Here is a 22040-nt window from a genome sequence, read left to right as displayed (position 1 = left end):
GTAGCCGCTCTTAAGGTGTGTGAGTATGTAACTCTGTGGATGCGTGTGAGACATACACAGCCGATAGCCGGGCCGTCGAGGCCCGCTACCAGGACTTGCAGGCTCCGCAGACGAGCTGGCCGTCCTGCTCCCAGCGCCGCTCCACGACCTCGCCGCAGTCCGCGCAGGCCGCGCCCTCGGGTGACCACGCGTAGGTCGTCACCGCGGGTTCGACCGTCCCCCGATCGGTCGACTCCGAGGCGCTCGCGTCTCCCTCACCGTCGCTCTCGTCGGGGCCTGCCTCGGGTTCGCTCGCGGCGTCCGCTTCCGCCTCGTCGCCGTCGTCACCGGCGGCGCTCTCGCCTCCCTCGCTCTCTTCGCCCGCGTCGAGAAAGTCGTCCAGCGAGGCGTCTTCGCCCATACGTCGTGGTTCAGTCCGCCCCGCAAATACACTGTCGGTCGAACGGGCCACAGCACCGAGAGCGGGGCCCTATGCCGTCGCGACGCCGACGGTCAGCAGCGTGCCCAGTTCCCGGTAGCGCTCGACCATCGCCTCGCGCGTCTCGAAGTCGTCGGTCGGGAACTCGCTGGCCGGCGGAATCTCGATGTCGCGGTCGGGGATCATGTCCTGCGAGGCGACGGCCAGGCCAGCCTCGCGGAACGCCGCGCGGTACTCGTCGGCGCTCCAGCGGGTCATCTCGATGTCGATGAAGTCCTGCCAGCCGTGGGAGTGGACGTTCTCCTCGTAGTAGTTCACGGCGACGTGGGCGGTCCCCCCGGGCCGGAGGACGCGGGCGATCTCTTCGAGCGTGTGTGGCGGGTCGCTCGCGTAGTAGAATGCCTCCATCGAGAACACGTGGTCGACGCTGTCGGTGGCGAACGGGAGGGCGTCGAAGTCGCCGCGCAGGAACCCGACGCCGTCGTCGTCGGTGTACCCGCGGGCGTTGCGGAGCATCTCCGGCGACCCGTCCAGCCCGTAGCACGGGCCGGCCGCCTTGGTGTCTCGCAGGGCGCGGAGCGCGTAGCCCGACCCCGTTCCGAGGTCGAGGATCGTCTCGCCCGGTTCGACCGGCATCCGGGCGAGGACGTGCTTTGCGGTGTGCCAGTGGCGCTCCTCCATGCCCCTGTCTTTCCCCTCGGCGGCCCAGTCGTCGAACTCCTCGCGGACGCTCATGTTGGACCCCAGCGGGGCGAGGACCAAAACCCCCGCTGTTCGGAGCCGCGAGCGGAACGCAAACGCAAAGTGGGGCCGCGCTAACGTTCGACCAATGCAATCGCTCCTCTCGGAACTGCTCCAGAGCATCGTCGCCATGCCGGCGCGGTTCGTCGACGTGGCGCTGAACGACCCACTGGCGGCGCTCATGCTCGTCGTCGGCGCGGTCATCACGACCGCCTCCGTCGCCGTCTTCGGCTACCTCTCGCTGGGGGCCGTCCTCTCGCTGTTCACCGGTTCCGGCGGTCGATCGCCGCCCCGAGCAGGGCAATAGCGGTCTCGATATCGGGGCCGAGCGGCGAGGCGAACACCACGCTGTCTGCGTGTTCTTCCAGCGCCGCCGTCCGCTCGGCCACCGTCTCCGGCGTCCCCGCGATACAGAACGCGTCCAGCATCGGCTCGGTCACCCGCTCGAACGCGTCGGCGAACTCGCCGGCCGAAATCGCCTCGCCGATGTCGCTCGCCGCGTCGCGGTCGATGCCGTGGCGGTCGAGCACCGGCGGCGGTGACCCGGCGGCGACGAACGCCACCGGCGGCCGTGCGGCCTCTCGCGCCGCCGCCTCGTCCTCGGCGACCGAGACGCTCGCGTAGGCCGCGAGATCGAACGTGCCGTACTCGTCGGGGCGCTCGTCGGCCATCTCCTCGACCTGCTCGCGCGCCCACGCGAGATCTTTCGGGTGCGCCCCGTTGTACAGTGCGCCGTCGGCGTGCTTGGCCGCCATCCGCGTCATGTGCGGCCCCTGCGCGCCGACGTACACCGGAACGTCGCCGACCTCGTAGTTCAGGCCCGCGTCGACCGCCTCGAACGTGCCGTCGTGGTCGACGCGCTCGCCGTCCCAGAGCGCCCTGGCGGTCGTGACCGTCTCCAGCACGCGCCGGAGGGCGTCGTCGTGATCGAAGCCGAGGTTGGCGAGCGTCGACTTGTCGCCCGGGCCGACGCCGAACACCGCTCGCCCGTCGCTCAGTTCCTCGAGCGTCGCGACCCGTGAGGCCAGCGTCACCGGGTGCGTCTCGTAGGGGTTGGCGATGCCTGGGCCGAGCAACACGTCGTCGGTTCGCTGGGCCATCGCCGTCAGCGCCATGAACTGGTCGCGGTTGTTGTAGTGGTGGCTGGCGAAGACGGCGTCGAGACCGTTCGTTTCGGCTCGTTGTGCGAACGAGGCGAGCTGGTCGACCGGGTGCTCGGGGGTGAGTTCAATCGCGTACATGTGACCACTCTCTGAGCGCCTTCCGTACCACGTCGTTCTCGGGGTCGCGAAACAGCTGCTCGCTGGCCGCGTGATCGCCGAACTCGAAGCCGCGGACGACGGCGACCGGCGTGCCGCCGTCGCCCTCGCCCGTGACGAGGTTCGCCGCCGCCGCGAGTTCGTCGACGACCGCCTGCACGGTGGCTTCGAGTTCGCGGCCCTCGCGGTCGTGTTCCCCGCGCCAGTCCCGCGAGGCCGGGAGGCCGGCCCACCCCAGCGCGACGCCGCGCTGCCCGAGGCGGAACGGCCGCCCCGACGTGTCGGTGACGATGACGGCCGGCGCGACGCCGGTCCGTTCGCGGATGCCTGCCCGGATCGCCTCGGCCTCGGCCGCGGGGTCCTCGGGGAGCAACAGCAGGTCCGCGTCGGGGACGTTCGAGCGGTCGATGCCCGCATTGACGGTGATGTGGCCGAACCGCGTCACGCCGAGGACGAACGGCGCTTCGACCAGCACCTCCTCGCACTCCTCGATGATCGCCTGAGCCAGTCGCGGGTCCTTCTCCTCGCCGGCGACCGCCTCGATGGACTCGGCGATGCGACGGGCCTGCTCGCTGGGCTCGTACTCCGACAGCGACGCCTGCCGGCCCTTGGCCTTCGAGACGATGGTGCTCGCGACGCAGACCACGTCGTCGTTGCGGAGGTCCGCTCGCTCGACGACGAGTTCGGCCACGTCGTCGCCGGGCCGCACCTCCGGCAGCCCCTCGACCGCGAAGACTTCCATACCGTCTCTGTGACCCCTGCGGGAAAAAGGTCCGCGTTCGCTGCAAAGCCGCCCAACCGCGGCAACTGCTGCCGGTACGCGTCCGCGGCCGCTCGCCACCGCCGGCTCCGTCCGTCACCGCTCGGGGCTACAGTTCGTGGAGCGCCACGTCGAGGGTCCCGTCCGCGACCGTCGCGGTCATCATCGTCGCCCGGTCGGCCGGTGCGGCCCCGGTCACGCTCCCGGGGTTCAGCAGCCTGACGCCCTCGTGGACCGTGTCGAGGACTTCGTGGGTGTGACCCGAGACGCCGACCGCGTCGGCGTCGGCCTCTGTCAGTACCGCCGCCGCGACGCGGTCCTCGTACCCCCGCGGCGACCCGGTCCCGTGGGTCACGACGAACGTGACGCCGCCCAGTTCGACCGTCGCCCGCTCGGGCAGACCGACCTGCGGGTCCATGTTGCCCGCGACGGCGGTCAGGTCCGACGCCATGTGCCGGAAATCCGCCAGCGCGCTCTTGCTGTCGAAGTCACCGGCGTGAACGACCCGGTCCGCGACCTCGATGCGCTCGCGGAACGACGGTGGCACCTCGTGGGCGCGCGACGGGACGTGCGAATCGCTGACCAGCGCGACTTCCATAGAACCGGGTAGCGCCCCCACGGAGATATGCGTGCCGGCCGTCACTGGCTGGCGTGACCGGCCCCCGACGGTCAGTTCTCGACGGACCCGACGACGTTCTTGAGTTCGCTCAGTCGGCCGACGAGATGGTCGATGCCCTCGTTGATCTGTGCGACGTGCTCGTCGATGTCGTCAGCCGGGATCGCGCCCTGGGGCGTCGGCTCGATGAGTTCGTCGTCCTCCAGCATCCGCAGCGAGTACCGCACCTTGTGTTTCGGAATCCCCGTTTCCTCCGCGAGCCGGACGATGCCGATCGGTCCGTTCTCGATGACGGCCTCGAGGATCGCCAGGTCCCGGCTCTCTTTTTCGACCTGATTGCCCAGTCTTTCAATGCCCATTGAGAATCGTACCTGTGCGTATTGCTCGCCGCCATATAAACGCCCCAGTTGTGGACCCGCCACGTTCGCGTCGGACGGCACGCTCGCGTCCGAGCGGGGCCGTCTTCGCCCGAACGCTATTCGTCGGAGACCGGCGTGCGCCGGAGTTCGTCGAGCTGGTCGCGGAGTCGGCTCAGTTCCGTCTCCAGCTCTTCGCGGCGGTCGATCAGTTCGCTCAGCTCCTCGGTGTTGACTGAGTAGTCGCTGTCCATCGCGACGTCCAGCGCGTCGGTGGTCGCCGCGGTCAGGTCCGAGGCGACCCGCAACACCTCGCTCGGCGTCCCGCGGGACTCGAACAGTTCCTGTTCGCCCGACAGCGGCCGGTATGTCACCATCGGTGACTCGACGCCGCGATGGTAGCTCACCGTGTAGCTCGTGTCGGTCACCGGATTCAGCCGGTCTTCCGCCCGCTCGGTCCGGACGATGTTGAACGCCTCGGCGAGCGCCGGGTAGGTCTCGGCGAGGTCGCGCAGGCGGTCCGCCGCGCCGACGCCCAGTTGCGCCTCCACGTCGCCGAAGAACTGCCGCGAGTTGGTGAGCGTAAAGGCCACTGTGTAGAACACCGACTCGTCGCTGTCCGCTAGATTGCGAACGCGCTCGCGGACCGCCTCGTGGCGGCCCTCGATCGTGAGCTTCTCCAGTTCCTCCAGTAACGCCCGGACGCCCTCCTCGCGTTCGAGGAACGCCTCGACGATCGCGCCGGGCATCTCCTCGCCGTCCACGTCATCCATGCCCCTCCTTTCGCGGGGGCTCGTAAACAGTTTGTCGCCGCGGACACCGGATTCGACCGAATCGCGGTCGTGCTGGGCTACGTGGCGGCCCCCTGCTCGTGTGTTACTGACACAAGACCTATGCCGTCACGCGTGAACGAACAGCACGTCCGCACCTCGTGGTGGGCGGACACTATGACAGGGCGGGGGCGCTCGCCCCCACTCGAACACTGCTCGTGAGCGTGTCGGATTGGTACTCGGTCTATAACGACTCGTAGGCGATCTTTACTGCCACTTTCCGCTCGCTCGGCGACGAGACGCCTCGCTGGGGAGTTGAGTTCGACAGAAGTACGCCCGGAGCGGGAGTGAGCGAACGCAGCGCGTTCGCGAGCCTCGACGGACTGCGTCCGTCGGTGTTTGAACCGGAGCCAGACGTGCTCGCTCACTGCTCACGGCTTCGCCGCTCGCGTCGCGGTTCTCGCTATCGCTTCGAACCGCGCTCTCGCTGTGCGCGACTGGCAGGGTTCAAATCCTCGCAGTCGCACACAGAATGGAGCGGTCGCGGTTCGATGAAACGCACCGCTTGTCGAGTTGAATTCAGAGAAACGCCCGGAGCGGGATTTGAACCCGCGTCACGACCGTGACAGGGTCGTATGATGGGCCACTACACCATCCGGGCCTTCGCTGCACTTCTTCGTATCCCGGTGTTGGTATTAAGGCTTTCCAAAGGAAGGCGCCCTGTGATGAGTGCACGTGACGAGACCCAAAGTAATATGTCGCCACTGGTTCAATCGACTGCTACGCGAGTCGCTCCCACGGTCCATGTTTGGTCTGGGTGGGGGCCCGGTAGCTACGGCAGGCCAAGTTGGTAAGCGTTATATGCTGGCCGACAATATGGGCCTGTAGTATCTCGTGACAGCCACTTTCTCCAGCAGCAGGCCCAACGCACACACATGGTAGATGTAAGTCAACACGACCTCGTTCCAGACCACAGCGTCGTCGACGAGGCAGATCTCGAAGCAGTGCTCGAGGAGTACGACATCAAAAAGACGGACCTTCCGAAGATCAAGCGCACCGACAAGGCGTTGCCAGACGACGCCGAGGTCGGTGACGTGATTCGGATCGAACGCGACTCCCGGACGACCGACACCGCAGTTGTCTATCGACTGGTGGTAGAATAATGGACACACAGGACCGCCGCGCGATCTCGCGCGAGTACTTCGCGAAGGAACGGCTCGCCGAACACCACTTCCGCTCGTTCAACGCGTTCCTCGACAGGGGGATGCAGCAGGTCGTCGACGAGAAAGAGACCATCGACACCGACATCGGCGACAAGGAGGGACAGGAACCGGTGTGGGTCGAACTGGGCGACGTGCGCGTCGTCACCCCGCGGGTCCGCGAGGCTGACGGCAGCGAGGAACTGCTGTACCCACAGGAGGCCCGCCTCCGCAACATCACCTACTCCGCGCCGGTGTTCATGGAGATGGCCATCGTCCGCGGCGGCGAGGAGGAACCGGAGGAGGTCGTCGACCGCACCGAGACCAAGATCGGACGGATGCCGATCATGGTCGGCTCGAACAAGTGCAACATCGCGGGCTTCACCGAGGAGGAACTCATCGACATCGGCGAGGACCCCGCCGACCCCGGCGGCTACTTCTGTGTCAACGGCTCCGAGCGGGTGCTGATGACCAGCGAGGACCTCGCCCCGAACAAGATCCTGGCCGAGTACGACACCAAGTACGGCGACGAAGTGCAGGTGGCGAAGACGTTCTCTCAGCGCCGGGGCTACCGCGCCCTCGTGCTGTGTGAGCGAACCCGTGATGGACTGCTCGAAGTCTCCTTCCCGTCGGTCTCGGGCAGCATCGACTTCGTGACGCTGGTCCGCGCGCTCGGGCTCGAATCCGACGAGGAGATCGTCCACCGCGTCAGCGAGGACCCGGAGATCGTCAAGTTCATGCTGGAGAACTTGGAGGAGGCCGAGGTCCAGACGACCGAGGAAGCCATCGAGACGCTGGGCAAGCGCGTCGCCTCCGGGCAGGGCAAGAACTACCAGCTCAAGCGGGCCAACTACGTCATCGACCGCTACCTCCTGCCGCACCTCCACGAGGAGGGCGTCGACGAGGAGGAGGTCCGCATCAACAAGGCGTTCTACCTCTGCCGGATGGCCGAGGCGTGCTTCGAGCTGGCGCTGGACCGACGCGAATCCGACGACAAGGACCACTACGCGAACAAGCGTCTGAAGGTCAGCGGCGACCTGATGACCGACCTGTTCCGAACGGCGCTGAACAAGCTGGCACGCGACGTGAAGTACCAGCTCGAACGGGCCAACATGCGAAACCGCCAGCTCTCCGTCTCGACCGTCGTGCGGTCGGACGTGCTGACCGAACGGCTCGAACACCCCATCGCGACGGGGAACTGGGTCGGCGGCCGCTCCGGGGTCTCCCAGCTGGTCGACCGAACCGACTTCATGGGCGTGCTGTCACACCTTCGACGCCTTCGCTCGCCGCTGTCGCGATCGCAGCCTCACTTCGAGGCACGCGACCTGCACGCGACCCAGTGGGGTCGCATCTGCCCCTCCGAGACGCCGGAGGGACCGAACTGCGGCCTGGTGAAGAACTTCGCCCAGGCCATGGAGCTGTCACAGGACGTCGAGGACGCACAGCGACTGAAACAGGAACTCGCAGAGATGGGGGTCCAGGGCATCCCCGGCATCGAGTCGATCGAACAGCAGCCCGCGGACGATTAACATGAGTCAGGGACGCGAAGCCAAAGTATACGTAAACGGTAGCCTGGTCGGGACACATCCCGACCCCGAACAGCTCGCAGAACAGGTCCGACAGGCTCGACGCCGCGGAGACGTCTCCCAGATGGTGAACGTCTCCGTCAAGGACCGGACCGAGGAGGTCATCATCAACGCCGACGCCGGTCGGGCACGCCGCCCGCTGCTCGTCGTCGAGGACGGCGACCCACTCATCACCGACGAGGAGATCGAGCAGGTCAAGGACGGCGAACTGGAGTTCGAGGAACTCGTCGAGCGCGGCCTCGTCGAGTTCATCGACGCCGAGGAAGAGGAGGACATCCTCGTCGGCGTCAGCGAGGAGGAACTCACCGAGAACCACACCCACCTCGAGGTCGACCCACAGCTGATGTTCGGGATCGGTGCGGGGATGATCCCTTACCCCGAGCACAACGCCTCGCCGCGGATTACGATGGGGTCGGGGATGATCAAGCAGTCGCTGGGCCTGCCGAGCGCGAACTACCGGATCCGCCCGGACACGCGCCAGCACCTGCTTCACTACCCCCAGCTCTCGATGGTCAAGACCCAGACCACCGAACAGATCGGTTACGACGACCGCCCCGCGGCACAGAACTTCGTCGTCGCCGTCATGAGCTACGAGGGGTTCAACATCGAGGACGCGCTCGTCATGAACCAGGGGTCGGTCGACCGCGCACTCGCCCGCTCGCACTTCTTCCGCACGTACGAGGGCGAGGAGCGCCGCTACCCCGGCGGACAGGAGGACCGCTTCGAGATGCCCGACGACGAGGTCCGCGGCGCGCGCGGCGAGGAGGCCTACACCCACCTCGACGACGACGGCCTGGTCAACCCCGAGACGAAGGTCGGCGAGAACGCCGTCCTGCTCGGCAAGACCAGCCCGCCGCGGTTCCTCGAAGAACCTGACGACATGGGCGGGCTCTCCCCCCAGAAGCGCCGCGAGACGAGCGTGACGATGCGTTCGGGCGAATCCGGCGTCGTCGACACGGTCACGCTGATGGAGGGCGAGGACGGCTCGAAGCTCTCGAAGGTCTCGGTGCGCGACGAGCGCATCCCCGAACTCGGGGACAAGTTCGCCAGCCGCCACGGCCAGAAGGGCGTCGTCGGTCACATCGCGCCCCAGGAGGACATGCCATTCACCGAGGAGGGCGTCGTCCCCGACCTCGTCATCAACCCCCACGCGCTCCCCTCGCGCATGACCGTCGGCCACATCCTGGAGATGATCGGCGGGAAGGTCGGCGCGCTGGAAGGCCGGCGCGTCGACGGCACCGCCTTCACCGGCGAAGACGAGGAGGAACTGCGCTCCTCGCTGGAGGAGCACGGCTTCGACTCCTCGGGCAAGGAGACGATGTACTCCGGCGTCACCGGAGAGAAGATCGAGGCGGACATCTTCGTCGGCGACATCTTCTACCAGAAGCTCTACCACATGGTCTCGAACAAGCTGCACGCCCGCTCGCGCGGGCCGGTGCAGGTCCTCACCCGCCAGCCCACCGAGGGTCGCGCCCGCGAGGGCGGCCTGCGCGTCGGTGAGATGGAACGCGACGTGCTCATCGGGCACGGCGCGGCGATGGCGCTCAAAGAGCGCCTGCTCGACGAGTCCGACCGCGAGTGGATCAACGTCTGCGGGAAGTGCGGCATGACCGCCGTCGAGAACGTCGAGCAACGGCGCGTCTACTGTCCGAACTGCGAGGAGGAGACCGACATCCACGAGGTCGAGATGTCCTACGCGTTCAAGCTCCTGCTCGACGAGATGAAGGCGCTGGGTATCGCCCCGCGGATCGAACTGGAGGACGCCGTATGAGCTCACAACAGACACCACAGGAAATCGGTCAGCTCAGCTTCGGGCTGATGGACCCCGAGGAGTACCGCGAGATGTCGGCGACGAAGGTCATCACGGCCGACACGTACGACGACGACGGTTTCCCCATCGACATGGGGCTGATGGACCCCCGGCTGGGCGTCATCGACCCCGGGCTGGAGTGCAAGACCTGCGGCAAGCACAGCGGGTCGTGTAACGGCCACTTCGGTCACATCGAACTGGCCGCGCCGGTCATCCACGTCGGCTTCGCGAAGCTCATCCGCCGACTCCTGCGGGGTACCTGCCGGGAGTGCTCCCGGCTCTGTCTCGACGAGCACGAGCGCGAGGAGTTCGCGGACCGACTTCAGCGGACGCGTGACCTCGGTCGCGACTTAAACGACGTGACGAAGGCCGCCATCCGGCAGGCCCGAAAGAAGGACCGCTGTCCGTTCTGCGGCGAGAAGCAGTACGACATCAAACACGAGAAGCCGACCACGTACTACGAGGTCCAGGACGTGCTGGCCTCGGACTACCCCGAGCGGATCGCGGAGGCGATGGAGGAGTCCGAAGACCCCATCTCGCCGATCGACCTCTCCGACGAGACCGGCATCGACAGCAGTCGCGTCCAGGAGATCCTGAGCGGCGAGTTCCGCCCGCGACAGGAGGACCGCCGCGCGCTGGAGAAGGCCCTGTCCGTCGACCTCACCGAGGAGGACATGAACAAGCTGATGCCCAGCGACATCCGGGACTGGTTCGAGGACATCCCGGACGAGGACATCGAGGTGCTGGGCATGAACCCGGCCCGCTCCCGGCCGGAGTGGATGATCCTGACGGTCCTGCCGGTGCCGCCGGTCACCGCTCGCCCCTCGATCACGCTGGACAACGGCCAGCGCTCCGAGGACGACCTGACCCACAAGCTCGTGGACATCATCCGCATCAACCAGCGGTTCATGGAGAACCGCGAGGCCGGTGCCCCACAGCTCATCATCGAGGACCTCTGGGAGCTGCTGCAGTACCACGTCACCACCTTCATGGACAACGAGATCTCGGGCACGCCGCCGGCGCGACACCGCTCCGGCCGGCCGCTCAAGACCCTCTCCCAGCGCCTGAAGGGCAAGGAGGGTCGCTTCCGCGGCTCGCTGTCCGGGAAGCGCGTGAACTTCTCCGCCCGGACCGTCATCTCGCCGGACCCGACGCTCTCGCTCAACGAGGTCGGCGTCCCGGACCGGGTCGCAAAGGAGATGACCCAGACGATGAACGTCACCGAGCGCAACCTCGACAAGGCGCGCCGGTACGTCGCCAACGGGCCGGAAGCCCACCCCGGCGCGAACTACGTCAAGCGGCCCGACGGCCGCCGGCTGAAGGTGACCGAGAAGAACTGCGAGGAACTGGCCGAGAAGGTCGAACCCGAGTGGGAGGTCTCCCGGCACCTCGTGGACGGCGACATCATCATCTTCAACCGCCAGCCGTCGCTGCACCGGATGTCCATCATGGCCCACGAGGTCGTCGTGATGCCGTACAAGACGTTCCGGCTGAACACGACGGTCTGCCCGCCGTACAACGCCGACTTCGACGGCGACGAGATGAACATGCACGCCCTGCAGAACGAGGAGGCCCGCGCGGAGGCGCGCGTCCTCATGCGCGTGCAGGAACAGATGCTCTCGCCGCGCTTCGGCGAGAACATCATCGGCGCGATTCAGGACCACATCAGCGGGACGTACCTGCTGACCCACACGAATCCGAAGTTCAACGAGACGCAGGCGCTCGACCTGCTACGGGCGACCCGGATCGACGAGCTCCCCGAACCGGACGGCGTCGACGACGCCGACCAGGAGTACTGGACGGGGCGCTCGCTGTTCTCCGAGCTGCTGCCCGACGACCTGAACCTCGAGTTCACGTCCTCGGCCGGCGACACCGTCGTCGTCGAGGACGGCCAGATGACCGAGGGGACCATCGACGAGGACGCGGTCGGCGCGTTCGGTGGCGAAATCGTCGACACCATCGCCAAGGACTACTCGCGGACCCGCGCCCGCATCCTCGTCAACGAGGTCTCCGCGCTGGCGATGCGCTCGATCATGCACTTCGGGTTCTCTATCGGGATCGACGACGAGTCCATCCCGGACGAGGCCGAAGAGCAGATCAACGACGCCATCGACAGCGCCTACGACCGCGTCGAGGAACTCATCGAGACCTACGAACAGGGCGACCTCGAATCCCTGCCGGGTCGGACCGTCGACGAGACGCTGGAGATGAAGATCATGCAGACGCTCGGCAAGGCCCGCGACTCCGCCGGTGACATCGCCGAGGACCACTTCGGCAGCGACAACCCGGCCGTCATCATGGCCGAGTCCGGCGCGCGTGGGTCCATGCTGAACCTGACCCAGATGGCCGGCTGCGTCGGCCAGCAGGCGGTCCGCGGCGAGCGCATCAACCGTGGCTACGAGAACCGCACGCTCTCGCACTTCGAGGAGGGCGACCTCTCGGCGGACGCCCACGGCTTCGTGGAGGCCTCCTACCGCTCCGGGCTCTCGCCCAAGGAGTTCTTCTTCCACGCGATGGGTGGCCGCGAGGGGCTGGTCGACACGGCCGTCCGGACCTCCAAATCCGGATACCTCCAGCGCCGCCTCATCAACGCGCTCTCCGAACTGGAGACGCAGTACGACGGCACCGTCCGGGACACCTCGGACACCATCGTTCAGTTCGAGTTCGGCGAGGACGGTACGTCGCCGGTCGACGTGTCCTCGAACCAGGACGAGCCGGCCGTCGACGTCGAACAGATCGCCGACAGCGTCCTCAACGAGGAGTTCGAGAGCGAGAAGCAGAAGGAGAGCTTCCTCGGGACGCGAACCGAGCGGACCAACCTCTCGGAGCACGCCGACGACTGGTGGATGGCGGAGGGTGACGACTAACCATGACAGCACGAGACGTTTCAGCAGACATCGAGGCCGTCGTCGAGGACACCGACCTCCCGCGACGGCTGAAAGACGAGGTGTACAGCACCGTCGAAGCGCGCGGCGTCGGCGTCGAGGACGCCGACCGCATCGCGAAGGCCGTCGAGTCCCGCTACATGGACACCCGCGTCGACCCGCTCGACCCCGTCGGGACGGTGTCGGCCCAGTCCATCGGCGAACCGGGAACGCAGATGACGATGAACACGTTCCACTACGCGGGGGTCGCCGAGATCGACGTGACCCAGGGGCTCCCCCGGCTCATCGAGCTGGTGGACGCCCGGAAGACGCCGGACACGCCGATGATGACGGTCCACCTGGACGAGGAGTATGCCGAGGACCGCGAGCGCGCACACGAGGTCGTCTGGAAGATCGAGGCGACGCGCATCCTCGCGCTCGGTGACATCTCGACGAACGTCGCGGACATGCTCGTCGAGATCGACCTCAACGAGGACACCCTGCTCGAACGCTGGCCGACGGTCAACGACACCGACGCCATCGCCGAGGAGATCGCGGAGACCATCGAATCGAACCTCGGCGTCTCCGCCCGGCAGGTCGGGACGGTCATCGAGTTCGGTCCGGAGGAGCCCAGCTACCGCGACCTGCTGCAGCTGGTCGAGGAGCTTCGAGAGATCGTCTTCAAGGGCATCGAGGAGATCTCCCGCGTGGTCATCCGCAAGGAGGAGACCGACAACGGCGAGGAGTTCGTCCTCTACACTGAGGGCTCGGACTTCGGTGAGGTCCTCGACATCGAGGGCGTCGACGCCTCCCGCACCACGTGTAACAACATCCACGAGATCTACCGGAACCTCGGCGTCGAGGCGGCCCGCGAGACGCTCATCAACGAGACGATGAACACGCTCGAAGAGCAGGGGCTCGACGACGTGAACGTCCGGCACCTGATGCTGGTCGCGGACATCATGACCAACGAGGGGACCATCGAGTCCATCGGCCGCCACGGCATCTCCGGGTCGAAAGACTCCGTGCTCGCCCGCGCGGCGTTCGAGGTCACCGTGAACCACCTGCTCGACGCCGCCATCCACGGCGAGGTCGACGAGCTGGACGGCGTCACGGAGAACGTCATCGTCGGCAAGCCGATCAAGCTCGGCACCGGCGACGTGGACCTCCGCATGGGGACGACGCAGGACTGATGCGGGTCGAACTCTCGGACGAAGCGCGCCGACTGGTCGCCCTCTTCGAGGACGAGGCAGGCGTCACCGTCCGGGACTGCGTCGTCGACGAGGACCACGAACAGGTGGTGTACATGGTCAAGCGCGGCCAGATGGCCGACGCCATCGGGCCGGGCGGCCAGACCGTCACCTCGGTCGAGGAGGCCATCGGCCGCGACGTGAAACTCGTCGAGGCCGCAGAGACGGCCGAGGACTTCGTGGCCAACGCGCTCGCCCCGGCCGCGGTCTACAACGTCACCGTCTCGGAGAACGGCGACACCGTCGCCTACGTCGAGGTGGCACAGGCCGACCGCGGCGCGGCCATCGGGAGCGACGGTCGCAACATCGACGCCGCGCGCAAACTGGCAAAGCGTCACTTCGACATCGACGACATCGAACTGACCTGAGCGGTTCGCTTTCTCCGGCTCTCGGACGACCGGTAGAATTGCGGACTGCGCGTCGCGAGAATTTCCTTCGACAGCGATGTCCGCGAAAACCTGCCTTCGACAGCGATAGCCGCGCGAATACCAAGGAGTGTCAGTCGTCGCCGACTGACGCGCTCTCCGCGTCGTAGACGTCCGTGTCGCTGTGGGTCTCGACGTCGAACTGCGCGAGCAGTGCGCTGAGGTCGCCGGCCTGCTCGGAGAGGGAATCGATGCTGCTCGACACCTCGTTGATGGTCGCGGTCTGTTCTTCGGCCGCGGCCGCGACGTCCTCCGCCTGGCTGGCCGATTCTTCGCTGATGGTGCCGACCTCGTCCATCATGGCGACCGTCTCCTCGGTCGAGGCGGCCTGCTCGTCGGTGGCGTCGCTGATGGACTGGATGCCGTCGTTGACGTCCTCGACGCGGGTGACGATGGCTTCGAGGGACTCGATGGCGTCGTCGACGGTGACGATGCCCTCGGTGACGGAATCGCCCATCTCCTGGATGTCGTCGACGGCCTCACCGGTGGTGTCCTGCACGTCCTCGATGACCGTCGAGATCTCCTCGGTGGCCTCGGTGGTCTCCTGTGCGAGGGTCTTGATCTCGTCGGCGACGACGCCGAAGCCTTCGCCGGCCTCGCCGGCGCGGGCCGCTTCGATAGAGGCGTTGAGCGCGAGCATGTTGGTCTGCTCGGCGATGTCGTCGATGAGGTCGACGATCTCGCCGATCTCGGTCATCTCCTCGTCGAGGGACTCGACGCGGTCGATGGTCGAGTCGGCGCGCTCCTCGATGTCGCTCATCACGTCGGCGGCCTCCGCCGCTCGTTCGCTGCCGGTCTCGCCGATGTCTGCGGCCTCGTCTGAGGTGGACGCGACCTCGTCGGCCTGCGCGGCCACTTCTTCGATAGTCGCCGAGAGATCGGACATCTCCTCGGCGGTCTCCTGGATGTTCTCGTACTGGGTTTCGGCACCGTCGGCGATCTCCTGAACGGACTGGCTGACTTCCTCGCTGGCGTCGCGGACCTCGGAGGCGCTGGCGGTGATCTGGTCGGCGGAGCCGTCGACGTCGTCGGCGAACTCGCGGATGTGGACGACGGTCTGGCCGAGTTCTGCGAGCATGTCGTTGAACGCAGCGGCGATAGACGCCATCGCGTCGTTGTCGGCGTCGGCGTCGAGTCGCTGGGTGAGGTCGCCGTCGGCGGCTTTCTGCATCACGGCCGAGAACTCCTCGGCCTGCCGTTCGAGCGACTCGGCCAGCTGCTCGGCTTCCCGCTGGGCCGTCTCGGCGTCCGTCTTCGCCGTCTCGATCTCGTCGATGAACTGCTGGAGGTCCGCCCGCATCTCGTCGAGCGATTCCCCGAGTCGGCCGGGTACGTCCTCGTCGAGTACCGGGTCGTCGAAGGACTGCGCCGCGAGCGCGTCGGCCTGTGCGGCGACGGTCCCGAGGTACGACTGGATGTCGACGAACGCGTCCTGTACCTGGCCGATCTCGTCGAGTCGATCGCTGTTCTCCCCATGGTCGTCAAGTTCGCCGCGGGCGAGGGCCTCGGCGCTCGACGAGACGGCGGTAAGCGAGTTGCGGATGTCGCGACCCACGAAGGCCCCGAACGCGAGGAAACTCAGGAGCGCCAGCCCGATGAGCGCGAAGATGTCCGTCTCTACCGTATCGCGCAGTGCGTAGGCGCTCTCGACCGGCGCGCGTTTGACGACGACCCAGTTCATCCCCTCGATCTTGGCGTAGCCCCACACCTCGCCGTTGGCCTGCAGCGTGCCGGTCATCCTGTCGGCGCCGTTGTTCGTCACCTGCTGTTCGATCGCGCTGTCGTAGCGGTCGAAGATCCGGGAGGTGTTGTCGGCGAAGATCACTTCGTTGCCGTCGTTATCGTACTCGATGACGTGTGTCTCCCCTCCGTCGATCGAGTTCTCGAAGGTCTGAGAGCGCTTGCTCACGTCGTAGAGGAGCAGCGTCCGGTAACTCGTCCGCGGGACGTTGCTGATGAACGCGATGTAATGTGTCCCGTTCTCCTCGAACACCCGGGACTGCGAGACCGCGTCTTCTCCGCTCAACAGCAACGTCCCGCTGCTCGTTCGCCACTCGACCCCCATGTCTTTGAGCGTTCGCCCCTGGTACGTCTCGTTCGTGGCCACTTCGATGGTCCCCGTGGAGCTCTTGACGAACGCGATCGTGTGAAGCGAGCCGCCGATGCGGCGTTCGGAGGCCTGAAACGCTCGCATTGCCTGGCTCGACGACGCGCTACTCACCTGGTAGTGGTTCGATAGGAGTCGGGTAGTCCGGCGAGATTGCTCGATCCACCCCTCCATCGTGTTCGCCTCCTGCTGGGTCGTCGTTTCCAGTTCGTTCAGTCGCTGTTCAGTCAGGTCGTTCCCGATAGCATCCCCTGCCACCAACCCCGCGCTACTGACGACGAGCGCGATGACGACGACGGCGAGACCGAACTTCCGGAGGTAACTCTTCCGTACCGCCGCGGGTAGAAGTTTTGTAGCTTTCATATCTTCTATGGAAATAGCTATCGGTCCATCTCTCTAGGTTGTCCATAAACTTCCCTCCCTCATTATCAAAAATAATCACAGAGGAGATATCGAGTCGCGGTCCGCCCCGCTGTGGCACAGAACGCCACACGCACCGGCTGTCGCGCCCGGATACAAAAGAGGAGTCTTAAGTATCTCGGCGGGATACGGAAGCGTACTATGGCAAACGGCAAATACGCCGCGCGCAAACTCAAGAAGGACCGCCAGCAACACCGGTGGTCCGACTCTGATTACGCGCGCCGCGAGCGCGGGCTGGGCAAGAAGTCCGACCCGCTCGAAGGGGCGCCCCAGGGTCGAGGCATCGTACTGGAGAAGGTCGGCATCGAGGCCAAGCAGCCCAACTCCGCCATCCGGAAATGCGTCCGCGTGCAGCTCATCAAGAACGGCAAGCAGGTCACCGCGTTCTGTCCCGGTGACGGCGCGATTTCGTTCATCGACGAGCACGACGAGGTCACTATCGCCGGGATCGGCGGCGCGAAGGGTCGCGCGATGGGCGACCTCTCCGGTGTCAACTACAAAGTCGAGAAGGTCAACGGCGTCTCCATGATCGAACTCGTCCGCGGGAACGCGGAGAAACCCGTCCGATAACCATGAGTGCCGAAGACACATCCGAGGCCGACGCGGCCGAAGAGAGCGAGTCGGAGACGGCCCGCGCCAAGCTGTTCGGCGAGTGGGAGATCACGGACATCGAGTACCGCGACCCCTCCACGGAGCGCTACATCACCGTGACGCCCATCGCGCACACGATGGGTCGCCACGCCGACAAGCAGTTCCAGAAGAGCGAGATCAGCGTCGTCGAGCGCCTCATCAACCGCCTGATGCAGACCGACGAGAACACGGGCAAGAAGCAGCTCGCGACCTCGATCGTCACCGAGGCGTTCGAGATCGTCCACGAGCGCACGGAGGAGAACCCGATTCAGGTCCTCGTCCGCGCCGTCGAGAACAGCGCCCCCCGCGAGGAGACCGTCCGCCTGAAGTACGGTGGCATCTCCGTCCCCAAGGCCGTCGACGTCGCGCCCCAGCGCCGCGTCGACCAGGCCCTGAAGTTCCTCGCCGAGGGCGTCTACGGTGGCTCGTTCAAGACCACCACGAGCGCCGCCGAGGCGCTCGCTCAGCAGCTCGTCGGTGCTGCGAACGACGACGTCCAGACCTACGCCGTCAATCAGAAAGAAGAGAAAGAACGCGTCGCGGCCGCCGCTCGCTGATCTACGCGACTGTCTTCTCGAACTTTTCTCTCGGCTTGCTACCGCAGGAGCCGTCTTTTTGAGTGGCCCGGGCCTCTCCCCGGCATGGTCTCCGAGCGAACTACCTGGGAGTACGAGACGCTTCGACCCCGCCGCGGATCGACGAAGAAGGAAGCCGTCGACCCGAAAGCGGAACTGAACGAACTCGGTGCCGAGGGGTGGGAACTCGTCGACACCGTCGAGTACGTCGGCGGCGGGACGAAGTACCTCCTGTTCAAGCGCCCGGCACAGGACGACGACGAATGAGTGATGGCTCTCGAAGCGACGTCGACGCCGATCCCGAGTCGGACACCGAGATCGAGACAGGCGGGAACACGGACATCAGCACGGCCAACACGATGCGAGAGCGGGCCGACGAGAGCCGGACCAAGCTCTGGGTGATGCTCAGCGCCAACCGCCTGGTCATCACCGCCGTCCTCGCTCTCGGAGTCTTCACCGCCTTCGTCTCCATCGGAACGTTCGTCGTTCCCGAGTTCGTCTCGACGCTCCAGTCCGGGGACACGAAGTCGACGCTGTTCTCGACGATGCTGGGTGCGATCATCACCGGGACGACGCTCATCGTCACCATCAGCCAGCTCGTCATCTCACAGGAGAACGGCCCGCTCGGTGACCAACACGAGCGAATGAGCAATACGATGGACTTCCGCGATTACGTCAGCGAGCTGTTCGACGGCCCGACGCCGGCCGACCCGTCGGCGTTCCTGCGCCAGCTCGTCGACGAGACGCGCCGGCAGACGAAGGCGCTTCGTGACTCGGTCTCCGGGCACGACGACGAGGACCTCCGGGAGGAGATTGACGAGTTCACCGACAGCGTCACGGGCAACGCGGACGAGGTGGGCGATCAGCTCGACGGGGCGACCTTCGGCACCTTCGGGGTGCTGTTCGCCGCGCTCAACTTCAACTACGGCTGGAAGATCTTCCAGGTCGAGCGCCTCAGACACGATCACGCCGACAGCATCGACGAGGAGACGGACCTGTTGCTGTCGGAGCTTCGGACGACGCTCTCGATGTTCGGCCCGGCCAGAGAACACATCAAGACACTGTACTTCCAGTGGGCGCTGATCAACCTCTCACAGCTCATCCTCTACGTGGCGGTGCCAGCGCTCGTCGTCACCGGCGGGATGCTCTCCTTTTTCGGGAGCGGGCCGATACTCGGCACGACGCTGGGCGTCCAGAACGTCCTCTGGCTCGTCGGCGGGGCGTTCACCGTCTCCCTGCTCCCGTTTCTCTTGCTCGTGTCGTACATCGCTCGCATCGCGACCGTCGCCAAGCGGACCCTCGCGATCGGGCCGTTCATCCTCCGCGACTCCCAGCGATGAGCGGGGCGGTGAACCAGTGGCTATATCTCGGTTGACGAGAGAGGGTAGCGCATGTCACAGCAACACGAGTCCGTCGATCTGGTGGGCGACGAGACGGTCAAGTACTTCACGACTGCAGTGCTGCTCGCGGCGCTGACGGCGGCGCTCTCGCAGGTGTCGATCCCGATTCCGGGGACGCTCCCGCCCTTCTCGTTGCAGCCGTTCGGGATGTTCTTCGCCGGCCCCCTGCTCGGCCCGCTGTGGGGCGGCCTCGCGCTGCTGTTGTACCTGCTCGTCGGCATCGCGGGCGTCCCGGTGTTCTCGAACGGCAACGCCGGCCTGGGCTACGTCGTCGCCGGCCAGGGGACCGGCGGCTTCCTCGTCGGCTTCCTCGTCGGCGCGGTCGTCGCCGGTGCGATCGCCCACCGAGGCACCGAACCGCGCGACCTCGGTGAGATCTCCGTCCCGGTGCAGATCGCCGCGCTGTTCGCGGCCGTCGTCGTGGTCTACGCCATCGGCGTGCCGTGGCTGTCGATGGTGACCGGCCTGCCGCTCGTCCGCGCGGCGACCGTGATGGCCCCCTACGTCCCCCTCGACCTCGTGAAGCTCGCAGTCGCGGTCGCCATCGTCGAGGGCGGCTACCTCGCCAGTCGATGATCGAGATCCGGGATCTGGTGTATCGCTACGGCGACGCCGCCGCCCTCGACGGACTCTCGCTGTCGATTCCCGACGGCGAGTTCTGCCTGCTCGTCGGGCCGAACGGCAGCGGCAAGACGACGCTCGTCCGGCAGTTCAACGCCCTGCTGACGCCTGACTCGGGGACGGTCCGGGTCGACGGGACCGACGTGACCGCGGACCCGGTCGCCGCGCGCACCCGCATCGGGATGGTGTTCCAGCACCCGCGCGACCAGTTCGTCGCCGCGACCGTCGGCGCGGACGTGGCCTTCGGCCCGGAGAACCTCGGGCTCGACCGCGAGGAGATCGACCGGCGCGTCGAGTCGGCGCTCGCGGCCGTCGACCTCGACGGGCGGGCCGACGCCCGCATCGACGCCCTCTCCGGCGGTGAGCAGGCCCGCGTCGCCATCGCCGGCGCGCTGGCGATGGAGCCGGACTTCCTCGTGCTCGACGAGCCGCTGGTGGGACTTGACTGGCCGGCGCGGCGGTCGGTGCTCGACCAGCTAGACGCGCTCGCGGCCGACGACACCGGCGTCGTCGTCGTCACGCACGACCTGCGCGACCTCCACGAGCGGGCGGACCGCGTCGTCGGGCTGTCCGACGGCCGGGTCGTCCTCGACGAGTCGCCGGCGGCCGCGCTGGAGGCGCTTACGGACCTCGGCGTCCGCGACCCGCGATGCTGAGCTACCGCCCCGGGTCGTCGCTCGCCCACCGGCTCGACCCCCGGTCGAAGCTCCTCGTCCAGTTCGGCCTCGCCGTCGCCGCCGTCGCGTACCCGACGCTGCCGGGAGTCGTCGGCGCGACGGTGGTCGGGCTGGCCGCCCTCGCCGCCGCGCGCCTCTCGCCGCTCGCAGTCCTGCGGTCCTATCGCGTCGTCGTCGCCGTGCTGGCGCTCGCCCCGCTCGTCGCCGGCGTCGCGCTCGGTCCGCCGTGGTTTCGGGTCGAGCCGGCGCTACGCTCGGCGCTGTACGTCGGTCGCGTCTTCCCGATACTGTTCGTCAGCGCCGCCTACCTCGCGTCGACGCCCGTCAGAGAGACGCGAGCGGCCGTCCAGCGACTCGTTCCGGGGAAGCCGGGCCAGCTCCTCGGCGTGGGAATGGCGCTCGTCGTCCGGCTGTTCCCCCTCGTGCTCGCGGACGTGCGCGAGGTGCGCGACGCGATCCGCGCCCGCGGCGGCGAGCGACGGCCGGTGTGGGTCCGGGCGCGGTTACTCGCCGTTCGGTCTTTGGCGCGGACGCTCGACCGATCGGACCGGCTCTCGCTCGCCCTGCGCGCCCGCTGTTTCGCGTGGAACCCGACGCTGCCGGCACTGGTCTTCGCGCGTCGCGACTACCCGGTGGCGTTCTTCGGCCTCGCACTGGCGCTGTCGCCGCTCGCCCGCCTGCTCCCGCTCTAGTTCGGCGGTCGCGCGTTGCCGGTCTCCGTCCGGGTCCGCCGGTCGAGCGCCGTCTCGACCCACGCCGGCCGTTCGACCGTTCGTGGCCCGGCGTCGTAGCGGATCGTCGTGACGACGGCGGCGCGTGTCCCGTCTAGCGTCCCGGTGTAGCGGACCGTCGCCCGCTGTACGAGGCCGTCCTCGGTGACGACGACGCGGAGGCTACTCGTCTCGGTGTGGTCGAGCGCCGCGGTCGTGGCCCGGTAGCCGGTCAGATTCCGTGCCAGCAGCGTGAACGTCGTCGGATCGGCGTTTGTGTCGGTGTCGACGAGGGACGCGTTCTCGGTGACGAGCGACTCCGAGACGGCGAGCCCGGTCCCGCGGTACGGGTACTGCTGGTCGGCCGTGATGACGGTGTACCGGCTGGTGTCGTTCGCGTACTGGAACCGCACGACCTGCACGGACGCGTTCGCCCACGTCTCCTGGCCCACGACGCCGGTCGCGCCGCGTTCGGCGCGCACCGCGTCGCGTTCCCACGTCCGGCTCGCTCCGCCGTCACCGACCGTTCGGCCCCCGACCGACCGCCGGACGGTCGTCCCGTTCGCCAGCCGGACGGTCCGCGAGAACTCGACCGTGTAGCCCTCGCCTTCGAGGGCCGCTCTGTGGGCCGCGTCGAGGCGCTCGTAGTCCTCGACGCCGCTGGTGGTCACGCCCGGCGGGAGGGACGGCTCGGGCGTCGGAACCGGTGCGGGGGTCACGGCTCGGACGGGCTCCGACTCGGCCGCACCGAACGCGCTACAGCCGGCCAGCGCGAAGCAGAGCGCCACCGCGACGACGAGCGAGCGATGTGACACGTTCGCGTGTATGCGCCGCAGGGTCAAACCG

The 22040-nt window shown here is 67.1% G+C and carries 23 protein-coding genes and 1 tRNA gene; 14 read left to right on the top strand and 10 right to left on the bottom strand.

What is annotated here, in order from left to right:
• Positions 1–85 precede the first annotated feature (85 nt).
• Positions 86–400: a DUF7573 domain-containing protein gene (locus ACOZ4I_RS15960; protein ID WP_424001283.1), complete on the bottom strand. Its 315-nt coding sequence runs from the start codon at positions 398–400 to the stop codon at positions 86–88.
• 69 nt (positions 401–469) lie between these two features.
• Positions 470–1153 (bottom strand): class I SAM-dependent methyltransferase, encoded by a 684-nt coding sequence (locus tag ACOZ4I_RS15955; RefSeq protein ID WP_424001281.1) that lies wholly within the window; start codon positions 1151–1153, stop codon positions 470–472.
• A gap of 94 nt (positions 1154–1247) precedes the next feature.
• Between ACOZ4I_RS15955 and ACOZ4I_RS15950 the strand changes: the two genes are divergently transcribed.
• Positions 1248–1466: a hypothetical protein gene (locus tag ACOZ4I_RS15950; RefSeq protein ID WP_424001279.1), complete on the top strand. Its 219-nt coding sequence runs from the start codon at positions 1248–1250 to the stop codon at positions 1464–1466.
• Here ACOZ4I_RS15950 and ACOZ4I_RS15945 read toward each other — a convergent pair.
• The 6 genes from ACOZ4I_RS15945 to ACOZ4I_RS15920 form a co-directional block, all read right to left on the bottom strand.
• On the bottom strand, positions 1423–2400 hold the full coding sequence (locus ACOZ4I_RS15945; protein WP_424001277.1) for a 5,10-methylenetetrahydromethanopterin reductase: 978 nt from the start codon (positions 2398–2400) through the stop codon (positions 1423–1425). The genes ACOZ4I_RS15950 and ACOZ4I_RS15945 overlap by 44 nt on opposite strands.
• Positions 2387–3160 carry a coenzyme F420-0:L-glutamate ligase gene (locus ACOZ4I_RS15940; protein ID WP_424001275.1) on the bottom strand — a complete coding sequence of 258 codons (774 nt, stop codon included), beginning with the start codon at positions 3158–3160 and terminating at the stop codon, positions 2387–2389. Before ACOZ4I_RS15940 ends, ACOZ4I_RS15945 begins: the two co-directional genes overlap by 14 nt.
• 127 nt (positions 3161–3287) lie before the next feature.
• Positions 3288–3776: a metallophosphoesterase family protein gene (locus tag ACOZ4I_RS15935; protein ID WP_424001273.1), complete on the bottom strand. Its 489-nt coding sequence runs from the start codon at positions 3774–3776 to the stop codon at positions 3288–3290.
• Positions 3777–3847: 71 nt separating this feature from the next.
• The gene (locus ACOZ4I_RS15930) at positions 3848–4153 is read right to left on the bottom strand and encodes a winged helix-turn-helix transcriptional regulator (protein WP_424001271.1); all 306 of its coding nucleotides are present in this window, start codon (positions 4151–4153) and stop codon (positions 3848–3850) included.
• Positions 4154–4269: 116 nt separating this feature from the next.
• Positions 4270–4923, bottom strand: a complete 654-nt coding sequence (locus tag ACOZ4I_RS15925; RefSeq protein ID WP_424001269.1) for a hypothetical protein — start codon at positions 4921–4923, stop codon at positions 4270–4272.
• Positions 4924–5508: 585 nt separating this feature from the next.
• A tRNA-Asp gene (locus tag ACOZ4I_RS15920) sits at positions 5509–5581 on the bottom strand.
• Positions 5582–5855: 274 nt separating this feature from the next.
• Between ACOZ4I_RS15920 and ACOZ4I_RS15915 the strand changes: the two genes are divergently transcribed.
• Genes ACOZ4I_RS15915 through ACOZ4I_RS15890 form a run of 6 tightly spaced genes read left to right on the top strand, consistent with a single transcriptional unit; the run spans position 5856 to position 13997 of the window.
• A complete protein-coding gene (locus ACOZ4I_RS15915) occupies positions 5856–6083 on the top strand; it encodes a DNA-directed RNA polymerase subunit H (protein ID WP_162413308.1) in 228 nt (75 codons plus the stop codon).
• A complete protein-coding gene (locus tag ACOZ4I_RS15910; RefSeq protein ID WP_424001267.1) occupies positions 6083–7648 on the top strand; it encodes a DNA-directed RNA polymerase subunit B'' in 1566 nt (521 codons plus the stop codon). The genes ACOZ4I_RS15915 and ACOZ4I_RS15910 overlap by 1 nt, the downstream gene beginning before the upstream one ends.
• A gap of 1 nt (position 7649) precedes the next feature.
• Entirely contained in the window at positions 7650–9476 is a 1827-nt protein-coding gene (gene rpoB, locus ACOZ4I_RS15905) for a DNA-directed RNA polymerase subunit B (protein ID WP_424001265.1), read from the top strand.
• Positions 9473–12382, top strand: coding sequence for a DNA-directed RNA polymerase subunit A' (locus tag ACOZ4I_RS15900; protein WP_424001263.1), 2910 nt, complete (start codon positions 9473–9475; stop codon positions 12380–12382). The genes rpoB and ACOZ4I_RS15900 overlap by 4 nt, the downstream gene beginning before the upstream one ends.
• A gap of 2 nt (positions 12383–12384) precedes the next feature.
• Positions 12385–13572: a DNA-directed RNA polymerase subunit A'' gene (gene rpoA2 / locus ACOZ4I_RS15895; RefSeq protein ID WP_424001261.1), complete on the top strand. Its 1188-nt coding sequence runs from the start codon at positions 12385–12387 to the stop codon at positions 13570–13572.
• Positions 13572–13997 carry a NusA-like transcription termination signal-binding factor gene (locus tag ACOZ4I_RS15890; RefSeq protein WP_424001259.1) on the top strand — a complete coding sequence of 142 codons (426 nt, stop codon included), beginning with the start codon at positions 13572–13574 and terminating at the stop codon, positions 13995–13997. The genes rpoA2 and ACOZ4I_RS15890 overlap by 1 nt, the downstream gene beginning before the upstream one ends.
• A gap of 130 nt (positions 13998–14127) precedes the next feature.
• Here ACOZ4I_RS15890 and ACOZ4I_RS15885 read toward each other — a convergent pair whose 3' ends face one another.
• A complete protein-coding gene (locus ACOZ4I_RS15885) occupies positions 14128–16524 on the bottom strand; it encodes a methyl-accepting chemotaxis protein (protein ID WP_424001257.1) in 2397 nt (798 codons plus the stop codon).
• Positions 16525–16722: 198 nt separating this feature from the next.
• Between ACOZ4I_RS15885 and ACOZ4I_RS15880 the strand changes: the two genes are divergently transcribed.
• The 7 genes from ACOZ4I_RS15880 (at position 16723) to ACOZ4I_RS15850 (ending at position 21176) form a co-directional block, all read left to right on the top strand.
• Positions 16723–17151, top strand: a complete 429-nt coding sequence (locus ACOZ4I_RS15880; RefSeq protein ID WP_162317252.1) for a 30S ribosomal protein S12 — start codon at positions 16723–16725, stop codon at positions 17149–17151.
• Between the two features lie 2 nt (positions 17152–17153).
• Entirely contained in the window at positions 17154–17768 is a 615-nt protein-coding gene (locus tag ACOZ4I_RS15875; RefSeq protein WP_424001254.1) for a 30S ribosomal protein S7, read from the top strand.
• 84 nt (positions 17769–17852) lie between these two features.
• Entirely contained in the window at positions 17853–18053 is a 201-nt protein-coding gene (locus ACOZ4I_RS15870) for a DUF4177 domain-containing protein (protein WP_424001252.1), read from the top strand.
• On the top strand, positions 18050–19126 hold the full coding sequence (locus ACOZ4I_RS15865) for a hypothetical protein (RefSeq protein WP_424001250.1): 1077 nt from the start codon (positions 18050–18052) through the stop codon (positions 19124–19126). The genes ACOZ4I_RS15870 and ACOZ4I_RS15865 overlap by 4 nt, the downstream gene beginning before the upstream one ends.
• A 51-nt stretch (positions 19127–19177) precedes the next feature.
• A complete protein-coding gene (locus ACOZ4I_RS15860) occupies positions 19178–19762 on the top strand; it encodes a biotin transporter BioY (RefSeq protein WP_424001248.1) in 585 nt (194 codons plus the stop codon).
• Positions 19759–20463, top strand: coding sequence for an energy-coupling factor ABC transporter ATP-binding protein (locus tag ACOZ4I_RS15855; protein ID WP_424001246.1), 705 nt, complete (start codon positions 19759–19761; stop codon positions 20461–20463). Before ACOZ4I_RS15860 ends, ACOZ4I_RS15855 begins: the two co-directional genes overlap by 4 nt.
• Entirely contained in the window at positions 20457–21176 is a 720-nt protein-coding gene (locus ACOZ4I_RS15850) for an energy-coupling factor transporter transmembrane component T family protein (protein WP_424001244.1), read from the top strand. Before ACOZ4I_RS15855 ends, ACOZ4I_RS15850 begins: the two co-directional genes overlap by 7 nt.
• Here the strand turns inward: ACOZ4I_RS15850 and ACOZ4I_RS15845 are convergent.
• The gene (locus ACOZ4I_RS15845) at positions 21173–22009 is read right to left on the bottom strand and encodes a hypothetical protein (protein ID WP_424001242.1); all 837 of its coding nucleotides are present in this window, start codon (positions 22007–22009) and stop codon (positions 21173–21175) included. The two genes, ACOZ4I_RS15850 and ACOZ4I_RS15845, sit on opposite strands and share 4 nt — an antisense overlap.
• Between the last annotated feature and the right edge of the window lie 31 nt (positions 22010–22040).

The sequence above is a fragment of the Haloarcula salina genome, assembly GCF_049603855.1.
GTDB classification, from domain to species: domain Archaea; phylum Halobacteriota; class Halobacteria; order Halobacteriales; family Haloarculaceae; genus Haloarcula; species Haloarcula salina_A.
Note: the sequence above shows the minus strand (reverse complement) of the source record. Positions and strands in the feature narration are given on the sequence as shown.